The organism is Occultella gossypii, assembly GCF_019947135.1.
Lineage (GTDB): Bacteria > Actinomycetota > Actinomycetes > Actinomycetales > Beutenbergiaceae > Occultella > Occultella gossypii.
In genome coordinates this window covers 26,934-43,521 of record NZ_JAGSHT010000004.1, presented here as the reverse complement: position 1 = coordinate 43,521, position 16,588 = coordinate 26,934, and the positions used below count along the sequence as shown (strand labels likewise).

Here is a 16,588-nt window from a genome sequence, read left to right as displayed (position 1 = left end):
CGTGCTCGCCCGCGCCTTCCAGGTGGCGGGCCGGCCCTCCGACGCCACACTGAGCATCGCCGGCCTCGGTGTCTACTGCGCACGCATCGCGGGCAGGAGGGTCACTTCGGCACTCCTCGAACCGGGCTACTCCGACTACCGCATCCGCACCGAATGGGTCGCCCATGACGTGACCGAGCTGCTGACCGCCGGGCGGAACGTGCTGAGCATCGACCTCGGCCCCGGTTGCTACCGCTCGACGCCGGCCGGGGACCGCTGGACGAAGATCCACACCGACTTCGGCGACCTCGGCGCCTGCGCCGTCCTGGAGTGGCACGACGCGACCGGCACCCATCGCCTGGCCACCGACCTGACCTGGCACGCGACCCTCGGACCGGTGCGACGCGCGAACTGGGTGGGCGGTGAGGACTTCGACGCCAGCCACCTCGTCGACCTGACCACAGTGGAGGACTGGCCGAACGCCGTCGGGGCCAGGATGCCGAGCGGGCTGGTGCTGACCCGCAAGCAGATTCCGCCCCTGGAGCGGGTCGAGGACCTGCCCACCGTCGCGCTCACCGAACCCGCGCCCGGAGTCTACGTGGCCGACTTCGGCGTCAATTTCGCCGGCTGGGTCGAACTCGACCTGCCGGCCCGCACGAGCGTCACGCTGCGCCCCGCTGAACTACTGAACCCGGACGGCTCCATCGATCCGCGAACCCAGGGCTGGGGGCCCGTCTATCACCGGGTCAGCACGGCCGAGTCCCCGCTGACCTGGCATCCGCAGTACATGTACAACGGGCTGCGCTATCTGGAGATCGAAGGACTGGACCAAGCACCGGCGTCCGATTCCGTGCGCGGCATCGTGATCGCCGCCGCGGCCGAGCCCGCTGGTGAGTTCCAGTGTTCCGACGAGCGGCTCAACGCCACCCACCGCATCATCAAGCGTGCCGTGACCTCCAACATGTACTCGATGTTCACGGACTGTCCGCAGCGCGAGAAGCTCGGCTACCTGGAGCAGCTGCACCTGGCATTTGACACGCTCCACTGGAACTACGACGTCGGCGCCCTCCTCGAGAACACGCTGCAGATCGCCCGGGAGGCCCAGGCGGAGTCAGGTCACCTCGGGCTCTACGTACCGGAATGGGACCCGTTCCCGGACCCGTGGCGCGGCGACGTCAACTTCGGTGCCGCGCTGGTGTTCGTGCCCTGGCAGCTCTACCGGGCCTACGGTGACGACGGGATCCTGCGCGCCACCTACGCGGCCTCGGTCCGCTGGGTGGAGCACGTCCTCGCCCGCCGCACCGACGGCGTGATCGAGTACGGCCTGGGCGACTGGGACGGCCGCGAGCCACGACACGTGCCGCTGGTGGCCACGGCCACCCTCGCCCGTGCCTGCACGGTGTTGGCGCTGACGGCGGCGGCCCTCGGCGAAGACGCGGACCGAGCCCGGTGGGACACCCAGGCGAACGACCTCCGGACCGTGCTGGCCGCCCGCTTCGTCACGCCCGAAGGGCGAGTCGGGGACGGCACCCTCGCCGAGTTGGCGGTCGCGCTGCAGAACGGCGTGGTTCCGAAGCACCTCGTGCCCGCCGCCCGGGAGGAACTCGCGCAACGCATCCTCGCCGACGACCTCCGCCTCGACGTCGGCGAGGTAGCGATGGCGGCACTGCTCGGCGTGCTCGCCGACGCCGACCAGCATGACCTGATCCACGCCATCACCGTCCAGGATCGCCATCCGGGCTACGGCTACCAACTCCGCCACGGTGCCACGTCGCTCACCGAGACCTGGGACGGGCCCACGTTCGGATTCAGCCAGAACCACTTCATGAACGGCGTCGTCGACCACTGGTTCTTCGCCCATCTGGTGGGTATCCAGCAGTCGGCCCGGTCGGTGGGCTACCGCGAGCTTGTGATCCGGCCGCAGCCGGTGCGCGGGGTGACGTCGGCCCGAGCGTCGCACCGCACGCCGGTCGGTGAAGTCTCAGCCGCCTGGAGCCTGGAAGAGTCCAGGTTCACCATGACGGTCAACACACCTCGAGGAACTCGTGCCACCGTCGAACTTCCCGACGGCACCTCGATCGTCGTGGCGGGGCCTGTGAACACCGTCGGATGCACCTTGGCGGGGCACGAGCACGTGGCACGCTGATCTCGCGGCTCACGAAACTCCGTCGTCTCCCATGCCCGACGGCGGCACCTCGCCGTCGCGGTTGAGGTCACCTCTGTTCGGCCTGCTCCCCTCGGCCGACCCGTCACGCATCTTCGGCACACCCGGTCGATCTCGGATAGCCGCCCGAGCCTGTGGTGACGGCCTATCATCAGGCGGATGGCCACGCTGAAGGAGATCGCACGCCGGGCTGAGGTCTCGGCCTCTGCGGTGTCCGCTGTGGTCAACGGGACCACACACACCCGGATGAGCGCTCAGACTCGGGCGCGTATCGAGGCGGTGATCGCCGAGGTCGGGTACGTGCCCAATGATGCGGCGCGGGCGCTTCGGCGGCAGCAGGCAGGCACGATCGCGGTGGTCGTCGAAGGGCTCGAGAACCCCGTGTACAAGGAGTTGCTGCTCGGCATCTACGAGGCGGCCGAAGCCCGCGGTTGGGCCGTGGTGCTCGGTGACACGGCTTGGATGCGCTCCGGCAGCCCCTTCCTCGCGCGGCTGCTCGGCCAGGGATCGATCGATGCGATCCTGCTGCGCCATGAGGGTCTGATCGACGGGGACGTGCTGGCACACCTGCGCGCACGGCCGACGCCGGTGGTGCTGCTGGAACAGCAGTCCGACCCGCACAGCCACTGGGTCGCCGTCGATGATCTGATGGCCGGCCGGATGGCGACCGAGTTCCTTCTTCAGGCTGGTCACACCGACGTGCGGTTCGTGGGCGGCCTCGACGAGAGCCGGACCTCGGCAGCGCGGTACGACGGGTATGTCACGGCGATGAAGCAGGCCCGGCGGCGACCTCGAGCGGGCAGTTTCACCGGGTTCGGCGTTGAGGCGGGCAGTCTCGGGTTCGCTGCGATCCGATCCAGTGGCACGTTCCCCACCGGTGTCGTCGTCAATAACGTGATGTCCGCCGCCGGTCTGCTGGCGGCTGCGGCGGACCACGGGGTCGAGGTGCCGGGCCAGCTCTCGGTGGTGGGCATCCATGACGCCGAGATCGCTGACATCGTGAGGCCGCGGCTGACGACGGTTCGACTGCCGATGCGGGCACTGGGCGTTCGTGCGGTCGACCAGGTCGCGGCGCTGCTCGAGGGCACGCCCACGACCCTCGGCGTCATCGAGTCGCGACCCCAGATCATTGTGCGCGCAAGCACGGCGCCGCCCTCGCGCTGACCGCCGAACCTTCGACCACGCCAGCGCACAGGTTGCACCCTCCGGTTCGCGGGCCTTGACCCGCGACAACGCCATCCCCTACCGTGACGCAACGATGCGTCATCGTGGGACGGAGGCTACGCCGCCCGTCGTATAGCGGAAGGATCACCGTTGATCTCCTCAAGGACTTCGACCCGTCGGTTCCACACAATGGCGGCGGCACTCGCGCTGGCTATGGTCGCGACAGGCCTACCGTCGGCGCCGGCCGCCGCGGACGAGACGTCGGATCTCGGCGAACTGCTCGACCTGACCCGCCCGGAACTCGCACCGGTAGCGGCACACCTCGCCGCCGGCGATGAGGCAGGGGCTGCCGATGAGCTCCAGCTGCACTTTGCGAACCGCACCGGCATCGAGCTTCCGGTCTCAGGGTCGGGGATCGGGGACGCTACTGCCGATGAGCTCGCGGCGGGCACCTTCCGGTTCGGCGCCGAGACCCGAGACTTCTACAACCACGCGGAGCAAAGGATCGACGTCGACTGGCAGGACCTCTGGGGCGGGACCGAAGCTTCCCCGGGTGGCGCGCAGGTCCTGATGAGCGATCTCTCGTTCATGGGGAAGTTGACGCGCGCCTACCAGAACGAGGATGACCCGCAGCTCCGGTCGACCTATGCGGCCGCCTGGATGGACATCTCACTGGACTTCTTCGCTGACAATCCGACCTGGGCGACGAACCGCAACCTCTCCGGCGCGAAGCGGCTGTCACAGCTCGTCGCGGCATTCGCGGTGTTCCGGGCGGAGCCGACCATCGAGGCGAGCGATCTCACTGCGTACCTAATAGGTGTGCACGCGACGACGGATCATCTCGTGGACGCACTGCAGCGCCATGTCGGAAACAACTGGTACCTGTCGATGGCCCGCTCCATCTACCTGACGGCGATCTATCTTCCCGAACTCTCGGCATCGTATTCGTGGGAGTGGTTCGCCGTACGCTCCGTCGAGCGGTTCATGCACGCCTACATCAAAGGCGACGGCGTATACCGGGAACCGGCATTCAACTATCAGGCGTACGTCGCGGACCTGCTCAACACTCTGCTCGAGGTGGCGCATGCCAACGGGCGAACGCTTCCAGCTCCGATCCCGCGGTGGTCGGACTGGATCGCGGACTCCCTGTTCGCGACCCGGCAGCCGAATCTCGAGCCCGCCCTGATCGGTGACTCCCCGAATATCGACGCGGGTATCGGCACGATCCGGAGGGCCGCTGAGCGCAACTCCTGGTCCGACTTCGCCTGGGTCGCCTCCGGTCGGACCGAGGGGACCGTGCCAACGCTGCCGTCCACGCTGTTCCCGATCAGCTTCGCAGTCCAGCGCTCCGGATGGGACGCCGACGCCCAGTACATGCTGATCAACAACCAGAACTCCAGTTACACCCGCTCGCACCGGCACCCGGATGACCTCAGCCTGGTGATGGCGGCGTACGGTCGTCCGCTGATCGTCGATCCAGGAGTCGGGGACTACAGCCCGACGCCGACGAACGAATGGATGCGATACACGACCGAGGCGCACAACACGGTCGAGGTCGACGGCGTCCCGCAGGCCGCCGGCGCCACCCGCAGCATGTCGCTGTGGCGGACGAACGAAGGCCTCGACATCTACCAGGGTGAGGCGTTCGGCTACCAGCCGGTCGTCCACGATCGGGTCGTCTACTTCGTCAAGCCTGGGTTCTGGGTGGTCTCCGACAGCCTGACGGGTGACACCGCGGCGCACGACTATCGGCAGTTGTGGCACTTCCCCGGTGACCCGGTCGCGGTCGACCCGAGCACCAACGTCGCCACGATCGGGTTCGACACCGTGCCCGGGTCCCATCCCGTTGCCGGCGTGCAACTCGTGCCGGTGACGCCGGAGGGCGTCGACCTCGTCCCGACCGTCCACGACGACGGCGCCGTGAGCGTGGGTGAGGAGGTGCTCACGGACGTCGACTTCCTGTCCTATGACTGGTCCACCAGCGGCGCGACCGGGCTGGACACCGTCGTGGTCCCCGGCGCGGCCGGTCCGGCGCCCGCGACGACGGCGACCCGCATCGATCTGCCCGGCGTAACCCACTCGACGGCTACCGCCATGCAGATCGACCTGCCGGACGCCGTCGGGCGCTTCTACCTCTCGCGTGAAGACGTGCCCTCAACGCGAGCGTTCGGCGAAGCCGAGACCGACGCCGAGACCGCCTATCTCGAGCGCAGCCAGGACGGTGAGCTCACGAGGTACGCCCTGACCAGGGGATCTCAGTTGCTCGATGGTCGTGATGCCGTCCTCACCGCCTCCGGGGTCGTCTCCGACGTGAGCGTGGAATTGCTCGGCGCCACGGCACAGATCTCGATCGGTGATCCGTACACGGGAACGATCACCATCAACGCTCCGGACGCGGGCGTCGTGATGGTGAACGGTAGCCCGGCGGCGTTCACCCGGGACGGCGACCAGGTCACCGTCACGACCGAGGAGACCTCGGCCGTGAGCCCGGTCCTGACCGAGGAGTTCGCCGACGCCAGTCTCGACAGCACCGTCTATGCCTTCGACGGCTCCCTCGAAGGCTGGACGCCGGTCGAGGGCGCCTGGGCGCCGGACGGCGAGTCCGGTGCGCTGGCACAGTCCTCGACTGCGGACCTGCAGTCGTTCGCCGCGCAGCAGGAGGTCCCGAACGACGCGATCATCACGGCCGAGATCGCCCCTGGCACGAGTGGCCAGAGGACCGCTCGCACCGGTCTCGTCTTCCGCTACCACGACTCGAGCAACTACTACCGGGCCAATGTCCTCACCTCCTCGGCCGGCGTGACCCTGCAGCTCGTCAAGGTCTACAACGGGACATCCACAACGCTCGCGGAGTCCGCCCTGCCGCTCGGTTCCGCAGACCCGTACACGATGACCGTGTCCGCCATCGGGAGCCAATTGGTCGCCACGGTCGGCGACACGTCGATCTCCGCGGACGACTCCCAGCTGCCGTCGGGTGGGGCTGCCGCGTACACACATCGCCGTGCGGCCACGTTCGACAACATCTCGATCAGCGAGGGGCTCGATCAGGCCAACTGGCAGGGAATCGCGGGTGAGGTGTCCGTGACCTCGGACCGGTTGAACCTGACTCCCGTCGACGGCTGGGCCCACGTGCTGGCCAGCTCGACACTGCCCCCGCGCTTCTCACTGCAATGCGACTACGTCGCGGAGGCCACCGTCACGATCACTGGAGACACCGGCAGCGCTGGCATCTCGCTGCGCGACACCTCGGACTCCTACGGGTACCGGATCCACCTCGGCCGAACAAGCCGTGGAAGCCAGTACCTCGGCATCATTCGCGAGGCACACCGGTCCGGTCCGGTCACGCTCGCGTCGGTGCCCATCAGCGACCCTCTGACCGGTCCCGTCCAACTGGGGGCAACGATCCAGGGCGATCACATCGTCGCGACCCTGAACGGCGTCGAGGTCGCGGAAGCGAGGGACACCGTGGTCCGCAGCGGCGGGGTCGGGTTGTACGCCTCCACGGCGAGCACTTTCGAGAACCTCACCGTCGAGCAGTCCTGCGACTCAGCGGTATCCGACGCCGTGCCGGCGCCGCCGGCCTGGGACGCCCGGACGCAGTACGCACAGGGCGACCTGGTCGCCTCCGGCGACAGCACGTGGGTGGCATCCTGGTGGACGCAGAACCAGCAGCCGGGCGACGCGTACGGCCCATGGCAGGAGGTCGCAACGACGAGCGACGGCACCGCGCTCTGGACGTCGACGAGGATCTTCATAGCCGGCGACGTGGTGGAGCACCAAGGGCACCGCTACGAGGCGACGTGGTGGACACGGAACGAACAGCCGGGAAACCCCAACGGGCCGTGGCGCCTTCTGGAGTGACGCGATCCCGGCGACACCCGCCGCGATGGCGATCCGTGTCGAGCCGAACCCGAGGAACGCGATCGTAGGGTGGGTAGGTTGCAGGCCGTGCCCGCACCCATCACCACAACCGTGGAGAACCAGTACGACTAGGAGCCTCCGTCGATCCGAGCGCAGTACTTCCTCGAAGCCGGGAGGGTGCGCGTGTGACCTGCTCCGAAGCCGAGCGCGTGTCGGTCCCGACTGCCAGGATCGGTACTGCCATCCCGGACAGAGGAAGAAGTCACCCGCAGCCATGAGCACATCCACCTTCACCTGGCTGCAGTTCGACGCCGAGCAGTCCCGCCGAGCCCGCGAACTAGTCCGAGCCCTGGAGGAACCGACCACGCTCGACTCGCTCGGGATCGGCACCATCAGGGACGGGTTCGCGAACCTCTTCTTTCCGGGCACTTCCACCCTGCACACCCGCGTTCGATACTTCCTCCTGGTGCCGTGGGCGATGCAGCACGTCGCGGCCCGCGGCCCCCGTTCGCGCGATCAGTACGACCGCTGGCTCAGGGACACCGAGGTCGCCACGATCGACGCGCTCAAGGCCGGCAACAGCCTGGAAACCGTCGGCATCATCGGCCGCAACCGCGGAGCGAACATCCAACAACTGCCGTCCACGATCTACTGGAGCGGCACCGCGGCGTGGAAGATCAGGCTCGCCGATCGCCTGACCCGCGGGGATGCTCGCGACGTCGTCCTGCAACACCGGCAGACTCGTCGGACCGATGACGGGCAGGCCACCCCGTACCTGGTCTGGGACACCCTGCCGACACCGCCGGACGGCTTTCCCGAAGAACCATTGTCCGTGTTCCCGACGGCCGACGAGGCCGAATACCTCCTCGCGAAGATGGCCCAGACCCGCGTTCCGTCCAGCGGCCTCGACGCCGAGGCCGAACCCACTCTCCTCGCCCGCATCGCACGAGAGCCCGTGCAGGCCGAGGCGGACTATCCCTGGCAGGTCGATCGGGTGGTCCTATCGCCCTACCTTCGCGACCTGGTCGACCTCGCCTGGGGCTTCTCACTCGTCATCCAGGGCGCACGTCTGCGCTACCTGAGTCTGCTGTTCGAAGCGAGAGCAGCTCGAACCGGCGAGACGCCAGCCAACCGCGACCTGCTCGAGGCTCGACTCGCCGACTGGACCAACGAGATGCACGACGAGAGCGACGCCGTCGAACATTGGCTCGATCGGCTCCCGGTGATGTTCGAGACGCTGTCAGACCAGGGTGCGCGGATCGGAACCGCGATGCGAGAGTTCGTCACCACGTGGTCCACCCGTGCGGTACGCGACCCGGTCGAAGCCCTCACCGACGAGACGCTCGGCCATGTCATCCGAATGCGGGAAGCGACGCTGAAGAAGTCGTCCGCGCGGTTGACGAATCCTTCCCCGCTGCTCGCCTGGAACGGGGAGCTCGTCGGTGCGGATCGGCTGGACTTCCGTTGGGGAGTCGCCTCCGCACACATCAGAGACTGCGTGGCAGCCTTGGAGGTGACCGATGCTCAGTCCTGAGACCGGTGTGACCCTGCTTGAGTCGCTCACACCACCAGCCGGGTACCGACTCGACGTCGCGGTCGGCACCTCCTACACGCTCGATCTCGCGGCACTGCTCGCGGTGCCCACCGCATTCGCCCTGAGCGCCACTACGGAAGAAGCCGGGACGGCGCAGGAACAGACGCCCTTGGCGCTGCTGGAGGCGCTGCGTCGCCACGCCCGCAGCATCACCCTGTTCGCCGACGCGGCGCGCATCGCCGTACCGAGGAACGCCGTCTCCGGCGTGCTCGGGTTCCTCGAAGGATCGGTGGTCCCTGTCTCGGCGCCGCGTGGTGGGGCCTTCCATCCCAAGCTGTGGTTGATCCGGTTCACCACGGACGACGGCGTACGTACGCACCGCGTGCTCGTCGCCTCCCGGAACCTCACCTTCGACCGCTCGTGGGACACGATGGTCTGCCTGGAACAGTCCGACGAGGGGCAACCACTCCCCCAGGTCGCTGAGCTCCTGCACGACCTGATGGACCTGCCTTCGACAGCCCGCCTGACGCCGGAGCGTGCCGAGAACCTCCGAGGCCTCGCCGAGTCCGTCGCTGCGGCGCGGTTCGGGGCCCCGTCCGGTTTCGACACGCTACGACTGCACCCGATCGGGTTCCGGGACACCGACGCGGGCGCCTGGCCGTTCCCCGAGAGTTCGAACCGCGCGCTGGTGATGGCACCCTTCCTGTCCCCCGGGTACGTCAGTCGCGTCGAGAAGAGCACTCGGGAACTCAGCATCGTCTCTCGCGCAGACGAACTCGACCGGGCATTCGACGGCAGGGACGAGACGCGGCGCCCGCCGGCGTTCGTGATCAACCCGAACCTCGTGGACGACTCCGGCGAACAGGTCCTCACGGATCTGCACGCGAAGGTCTTCGTGCACGATGTCCCCGGCAGTCGGACGCACGTGTTCGCGGGCAGCGCGAACGCCACCGGCGCCGCGTTCGGTCAGAACACCGAGGTGCTTCTGGAGATGGTCGGTCCCACCTACAAGGTCGGCGTCCGCACCTGGCTGGACGAGAAGGCACCCACCCTGCGCCAGATGCTGCTGCCGCACACCTGGTCCGAACCGGTACCGGCGCAGACACCGGCCGAGGAAGCGCTGCGGCACCTCCAGGACGCGATCGCCAAGGTCCGCGTGACGGCGACGGTCGACCCGGAATCTGATGGTTGGTACTCGGTCACCTACGCAGCGACCGAGCCGTTCCCCCCGTTGGGTGCTGCCACGCTCGAGGTCCGTCCCGTGACGGTCCCCGAGTGGAGCACGATCAGCGGGACCGACCTCACGCTCACCAGCCGCACCGGCCTGACCGGCCTGACGTCGTTCCTCGCCGTCCGCATCGGGCTCGATGGCGAGGTCAGCGAGTTCGTGCTCGCCTGCGACCTGGTGAACGCACCCGACGACCGCGAGGACCGCCTGCTGGCGCACCTGATCTCCAATCCAGCGAGGCTCGTGCGGTACCTGCTGATGCTGCTCGCCGACCAGGCGCACGACAAATTCGACGGCATCGCTCAGGAACTCGAGCGTGCCTCCCGAGCGCAGCAACGCACCGATCTAGAGACTCTGCCCCTGCTCGAGATGATGCTGCGGGCGGCGGTCAGGTATCCCGAGCGACTCCAAGCGGTGGGGCGTCTGATGGACGTGGTGCGAAACCACCCGGAACTGAGCGACGAATCCCTCGTCGACCTCTGGGACGCAATCTCGGTCCTCGTGCCGGCGGAGCGTGCCCGATGAGGATCGACGTCGACCAGGAACTCTCGCGCCTGCGTACCTTCCAACGTGACACCGCCGACTACGCGTTCGGGCGTCTCTTCGGCGACGGTGCGCAGGCCACGTCGCGGTTCCTGGTGGCAGACGAGGTTGGCTTGGGCAAGACGATGGTGGCGCGTGGGGTGATCGCCCGGACGATCGAGCACCTCCAGAACACCGGCGATCAACGGGTCGACATCGTCTACATCTGCTCCAACGGTGCGATCGCGGCGCAGAACCTCCGCAAGCTCGCCCCCACCGGGGTTCCCGTGGAGCACCGAACGGAACGGCTTCCGCTTCTGGCCTTCAAACTCTCGGCTCGCGAGCACCGGCCGATCAACCTGATCGCTCTGACACCCGGCACTTCCCTGAACCTGGGCAGCACTGGAGGGATCTGGACCGAGAGGGCCGCCGTGTTGCGAGCCCTGCAGCAACTATGGGGCGGTCACCGCGTCCGCGGCCGTGGCATCTGGCGGATCTTCGCCGGCGGTATCGGCCCAGGCTGGCACGAGTCACCGGAGGCCCGCATCCGGGATCAGGCCGAGTGGAGCGGTGACCTCTCGGACGAGGCGCTGGAGATCTTCGGCAACCAGGTCGATGCGGTGAACTCGGAGCGAGCACGCGAGGGTTTGGACGACCTCGATACCGTACTGCACCGGATCGCGGCGAGGTACGCCCGTGACGCCGAACCTGACCGAGCCACCCGAGACGAACGCAACCGCCTGATCGGTCAACTCCGGGAGGCGCTGGCGATGACCGGCGCGTATCTGCTCCGCCCGGACATGGTGGTGCTCGACGAGTTCCAGCGGTTCCGGGACATCCTCCACGGCGATACCTCGGGCGCGGCGGGCTACGCCGCCGACATCGCGAGCCACCTGTTCTCCTTCGAACACACCGACTTCCAGAGAACCACGCGGGTGCTGATGCTCTCCGCGACACCGTACGTGATGCACACGACCACGGCCGAGTCGGCCACCGGGGGCGATGAGCACTACGCGGACTTCCTCGCTACGTACTCGTTCCTGGCGGATGGGCTCCCGGGCGCCGACCGCGACCGGGAGACGGCCGAGTTGCGCCGCGACCTCGCGCGGCTTCGCGGCGCGCTGGTCGACGCGGCGTCGGCCGGCGTGGCTTCGGCCCGGGCGGCGGCCGATGCCGTGAGCGCTCGGCTGCGGCGGGTCATGGTCCGGACCGAACGGCTGGCCGCCACGCCCGACCGGGACGGCATGCTCCGGGAGGTGCGCGAAGATCTGGCGATCCCCGATCCGGGGGCGCTGCAGCAGTACGCAGCCGCGTCGAGGACCGCCGCCTACATCGCCCAGCACTCGACGATGCACGACCTGGACATCGTCGAGTTCTGGAAATCGGCGCCATACACGCTCTCCTACCTCGGCGCGCACGGCTACAAGTTGGCCGGACACCTCCGGGAACTCGTCGGACCCGATGCGGGATCTGCCGAACAGCCCGTGGACGCGGTCCTGGCCTCGCAACTGCAGAAGTCGGCCGCCGTGCTGCCGTGGGAGCAGATGCGCATCTACGAGCGCATCGAACCCGCTCACTCCGGTCTGACCAAGCTCTGGTCGACCTTCTTCGAGGACGCCGGCGCTGAGCGACTATTGTGGCTCCCCCCGGCCCTGGCCTACTACCGGGCCGGCGGCCCGTTCGAGGTACCAGCAGCGCGTCGGCTCACGAAGCGCTTGGTCTTCTCCTCGTGGAATCTCGTGCCCACCGCGGTCGCCACGCTCACCACCTACGAGAGCGAACGACGGCTACACGAGGCGGCCTCCGCCGTCGGGGCTCCGACCTACGACTACGACGCGACCCGACGCTCGGTTCAACACCTGAGGTTCGCACCGAACACCGAGTCGATGGCGAACCTGCAGTTCGTGGTTCCCGCGCTCGCGCTGGCCCGGCTCGGCGACCCGTACGCCGCGTCCGTGGCCCTGCGCGCCGACGGAGTGGAGCCCACGCTCGAGTCGGTCACCGAGCACGTCCGGGGCCAGGTATCGGCAGCGATCGAGCCCCTGGTGGCCGATCGACCGGTGGTGGCTCGCGGTGGTGGTTCGACAGCCTGGTACACGCTGGTCGGCGTGCTGCTCGATGGCGACAGCCCACACCGCGTCCGCCTGGCCGAGGACGACTCCGAGGAGGACGGCAGCCTGCTGGCCGAGCACCGGGCCGAGCTCGAACGGCTCTGGGAAGTCGCGCGGGGCGGGGTCGGCGAACTGCCGCCGGTGCCGGCAGACTTGGTGGACATGGTCACGTTGGCGAGCCTCGCCGGACCGGTGCCCGTGCTGATCCGGGCCTTCGAACGAGTGCTGCCGAGAGCGTCCGACGAAGCGATCGTCGGCGCCGCGGTGAGGGCGTCCGACGGCTTCCGAACCTTGTTCAACTCACCCGAGGGCACACGTGTGATCGACTCCTCCGGGTCCCGCGATGACGACTATTGGCACCGGGTATTGCGCTACTGCGCCGAGGGCAACCTGCAGTCGGTGATCGACGAGTACGTGGCGACGCTGGTCGAGAACCGGGGGCACGATCGCACTGACGACGCGGACACCGCCGTGGCCGACCTCGCCGATGACGTGCTCGCCGTGCTGCGGTTGCGCACCCCCGTGTACCGCCCTGCGGTGATGACCACGGACGGCGAGGGATCCGAACTCCGGTGGCACCAGATCCCGCTACGCGGGCACTTCGCGATGCGATACGGCTCGGAATCGACCGAGGAGAAGGCCGAGCAGCGCGCCGAGACCGTGGCGCTCGCGTTCAACTCGCCGTTCTGGCCGTTCGTGCTCGCGACGACGTCCGTGGGCCAGGAGGGCCTCGACTTCCACGTGTATTCGCACGCGGTGACCCACTGGAACCTGCCGGGCAACCCCGTGGACCTCGAACAGCGGGAGGGACGCGTGCACCGGTACAAGGGTCACGCGGTCCGCAAGAACGTGGCCCGCTCGGTCCCGTTTCCGACCGGCCCCGCGCCGTGGCGGGAACTGTTCGCCTCGGCGGAGGAACTTCGCGGCGAGGGCGACTCGGACATGATCCCGTTCTGGGTCTTCGCGCCGGCCTCGCTGGGCGAGGACCGGGCGATGATCGAGCGGCACCTACCCCTGACCCCCTACACCCGGGAGCGATCGAGGATCGACCCGTTGCTCGCAAGCGTGGCGATGTACCGGCTCGCCTTCGGACAGCCGCGCCAGGACGAATTCCTCAACTACGTGTTCGCCGACGCTGGGCCAGGGCTGCGGGAGGAACTTGGGGGGATTCGCATCAACCTGAGCCCGCCGCGACGAGGCGGTTAGACCGGCACCGTGCGGCGGTCAGATACGGATCGTAATCAGACAACAAACTCGGTGAAGACAACTGCATCGCAGGTACCGTGGAGCCGCCACACGGCGCAAGCTCATCGGTGAAGCATTTGATGCTAAGAGTGACCTTTCTCCCACTACCCAGGAGCCGAAGTTGAACAACGAAGTTGAACTCATCAGCGACGGCGATGGCGTGGCGATCCTCGGCGATCCAGCGGTCATCGACCGGTTTCTCTCCTCTCAAGGGCTGGCGTCGCGGGACCTCGGACTCAAACGACTCGGACCAAAACTCAGCGCCGGCTCGGGCGCCCTGCACGCAGGATCTGAGTTCGCAGCCAACTCGGGACGCTGGGTGAAATTGACCGAAGACTCAGCCAGGGCGCTCAAGGCCGGTCAGCTCATGAGGGGTTCGACGGCCGACGTCGGCCGTGCTGTCCTCGTTCAGAACGGACAGACGACCAAGATCCTCGAAATCGTGAGGAGCGCGACATTGCTCAACCCGGCAAGTCTTGCAAGCGCCGGTGCTCTCATGTCGCAACTCGCGATGCAGCAGACCATGGACGACATCGCCGACTACCTCGCCACGATCGACGAGAAGGTCGAGGACGTACTTCGGGCCCAGAAAGACTCGGTGCTTGCCGACATGATCGGAGTGGACCTCGTCATCGACGAGGCCATGGTCATCCGGGAGCAAGTGGGCAAAGTCTCCGAGGTCACGTGGTCGAAAGTGCAGTCCACCTCGGTAACGATCGCGCGGACACAGGCCTATGCGTTGCGTCAGCTCGATGCGATCGCGGAGAAACTTGAGCGAAAGACGAAACTCGGGGATCTCGCGAAGGCGACCAGAGAAGCCGAGGCCAAGGTTCAGGAGTGGTTGACGATTCTGGCTCGTTGCTTCCAACTGCAAGAGGCGATCGGCGTACTTGAGCTCGACCGCGTTCTAGACGCATTCCCCGAGGACCTGGACCAGCATCGCATCGCACTCAAAGCCGCACGGCAGAAGCGCCTAGACGTGATCTCGCGCAGCACGGAGCGCCTGATCTCACGCATGAACACCGCGGCCGGCGCCGCCAACAGGAAGGTACTGCTTCAGCCAGTGCCTGCCAGGGCTGTAGTGCACTCAAGCAACCACGTCTCGGTCGCGGTCATTGACTTCCACTATCGGCTCGGGATCGAGGGCGATCAGCGCTCAATGGAGGCAAAGCGCTGGGTGGAGGCGGCCGCTGAGGTCAGGGACAACGTGCTCGAGACCGGAGCAGAGGGCGTTGATGCCGCTAAGCGATTCGGTCATGACACCCTCGACCGGGCCAAGACCGCGACGGATCGGCTCTCGAGCGAGTTTGCCGAGCGGGCTCGTCGCCGGCGTGGTGACGACGAGGAGGCCGACGCCGAATCGTCATGACGTTCCACCACCCACCTGTCCGAACCGACGCAGATCTCGACTAACGGGACACTCAGGCTTGACGGGGCACGAGCCCTGTTCGTCACATCCACAAACCCCGATCTCCGAACTCGGCGGTACGGCGAGCGCGGAACTGACCTCTGGAGATAATTGAGATGACGACAGAAACACGGTTCGCTCCGCCATCCGATCTGGTCTGGCCAAAATACGTGAAGTCATGGCTGGGGGACCGCATAAACGTAATCGATCGGCATGGGTTCGACGAATCCCAACTTGGGACTCAATGGTGGGACAGGAACCTGGATCGGGTGCAGGGCGACTACACCATAATTCTCACGCCGCAGGAGCCCGACGGTGTCGCGCGCCTCACGAGGTCGGATCTGTTCCGGTTGGCTCAGCCGCTTGCGAACGATCCCGAGGACGACGCGCCATACCTGACGCTATTGTGGCACGTGCTCTCGTGGGGCAGCGGCACGAGCCGACGCAACAACCTGGACCGAATCAATGCCTTTGTGAAGGGCGATGCCCGAGGCCGTAACGTCAGGTTGCTGCGCGACGCGACCAGAGCGGCCCGTAGCGGGAATCCCCGTGAGGCGTACGGCACTCTCATCAGACGCGGTGGCGGAATGATCCCCTCACTCGGACCCGCTTTCTTCACGAAGTACCTCTACTTCGCGGGTGCCGGAACCGTCGCCAACAGGTGTCTCATCCTCGACGCTCGTGTGGCGACGTCCCTGCACGAAGCAGGCTGGTCCACGATTCCAAGGGGCAGCTACAACTGGTACACGGACATGTACGCGGAGTACGTAGATCTTCTGCACCGGTGGGCAGAGACCATCACCAAGTCCGGCATTCCGACGCAAGCCGACGAGATCGAACGGGCCCTGTTTACTCGGCAGAATCGGCCTGGTCGCTGACGAGTGACGTTCGCGGGCGACCACCTTCCGGATCAGGACAATGCCTCTTGGGCGAGCGCACGCGTTGCCCGCTGAGACGGCGCGTTTTCCCAGATGCCCCAGTTGTAGGCCCCAATGTCCACCGGGCCTCACCTAGAATCGCTACCGTGGGAAGTGAAGATCGCTTGAGCGATGTGATGCAATACCTCCGAAGGGCGGTTGTGAAACTGTGCGCTACGCAATCGAGGAACTCGGTGCGCAAGAGTTCGAGCGCATGGTGAAATCCGTACTCATCTGCCACTACGGACCCGACGCCACGATCCTCGGTACAGGCACGGACAACGGTCGAAACGCGACTCTTACGGGGATTACGTCGGCTGAGGTGCAGGCATCGTGGGCGCGTCGTGGGATGGCCACCACGTCTTCCAGGTGAAGTACTGCGAAAGCCCGGGGAGCCCACGAGCAAACAAGGACTGGCTGCCTGAGCGCGTCCCGTCGCGTCATTCCACTGGACG

The 16,588-nt window shown here is 67.1% G+C and carries 8 protein-coding genes; all 8 read left to right on the top strand.

The features are described from left to right. Position 1: 1 nt before the first annotated feature. Positions 2-2,125: an alpha-L-rhamnosidase gene (locus KCQ71_RS04630; protein ID WP_223403343.1), complete on the top strand. Its 2,124-nt coding sequence runs from the start codon at positions 2-4 to the stop codon at positions 2,123-2,125. Positions 2,126-2,302: 177 nt separating this feature from the next. Then, positions 2,303-3,307, top strand: coding sequence for a LacI family DNA-binding transcriptional regulator (locus tag KCQ71_RS04625; protein ID WP_223403341.1), 1,005 nt, complete (start codon positions 2,303-2,305; stop codon positions 3,305-3,307). 189 nt (positions 3,308-3,496) lie between these two features. After that, complete coding sequence (locus KCQ71_RS04620) at positions 3,497-7,168, top strand: heparinase II/III domain-containing protein (protein WP_223403339.1); 3,672 nt, start codon at positions 3,497-3,499, stop codon at positions 7,166-7,168. Positions 7,169-7,442: 274 nt separating this feature from the next. Beyond that, positions 7,443-8,702, top strand: coding sequence for a DUF6361 family protein (locus tag KCQ71_RS04615; RefSeq protein WP_223403337.1), 1,260 nt, complete (start codon positions 7,443-7,445; stop codon positions 8,700-8,702). Then, the gene (locus KCQ71_RS04610) at positions 8,689-10,455 is read left to right on the top strand and encodes a phospholipase D-like domain-containing protein (protein ID WP_223403335.1); all 1,767 of its coding nucleotides are present in this window, start codon (positions 8,689-8,691) and stop codon (positions 10,453-10,455) included. Before KCQ71_RS04615 ends, KCQ71_RS04610 begins: the two co-directional genes overlap by 14 nt. Next, a complete protein-coding gene (locus tag KCQ71_RS04605) occupies positions 10,452-13,769 on the top strand; it encodes a helicase-related protein (RefSeq protein WP_223403333.1) in 3,318 nt (1,105 codons plus the stop codon). The genes KCQ71_RS04610 and KCQ71_RS04605 overlap by 4 nt, the downstream gene beginning before the upstream one ends. A gap of 160 nt (positions 13,770-13,929) precedes the next feature. Further along, positions 13,930-15,177: a hypothetical protein gene (locus KCQ71_RS04600; protein ID WP_223403331.1), complete on the top strand. Its 1,248-nt coding sequence runs from the start codon at positions 13,930-13,932 to the stop codon at positions 15,175-15,177. Between the two features lie 155 nt (positions 15,178-15,332). Further along, positions 15,333-16,094, top strand: a complete 762-nt coding sequence (locus KCQ71_RS04595; RefSeq protein ID WP_372453925.1) for an 8-oxoguanine DNA glycosylase OGG fold protein — start codon at positions 15,333-15,335, stop codon at positions 16,092-16,094. The last annotated feature ends 494 nt before the right edge of the window (positions 16,095-16,588 follow it).

Bases quoted from the DNA above. Each gene is read 5' to 3' on its own strand.
- KCQ71_RS04625 (WP_223403341.1), top strand. From the start codon at position 2,303: ATGGCCACGCTGAAGGAGATCGCACGCCGGGCTGAGGTCTCGGCCTCT.
- KCQ71_RS04620 (WP_223403339.1), top strand. From the start codon at position 3,497: ATGGCGGCGGCACTCGCGCTGGCTATGGTCGCGACAGGCCTACCGTCG.
- KCQ71_RS04615 (WP_223403337.1), top strand. From the start codon at position 7,443: ATGAGCACATCCACCTTCACCTGGCTGCAGTTCGACGCCGAGCAGTCC.
- KCQ71_RS04610 (WP_223403335.1), top strand. From the start codon at position 8,689: ATGCTCAGTCCTGAGACCGGTGTGACCCTGCTTGAGTCGCTCACACCA.
- KCQ71_RS04605 (WP_223403333.1), top strand. From the start codon at position 10,452: ATGAGGATCGACGTCGACCAGGAACTCTCGCGCCTGCGTACCTTCCAA.
- KCQ71_RS04595 (WP_372453925.1), top strand. From the start codon at position 15,333: ATGACGACAGAAACACGGTTCGCTCCGCCATCCGATCTGGTCTGGCCA.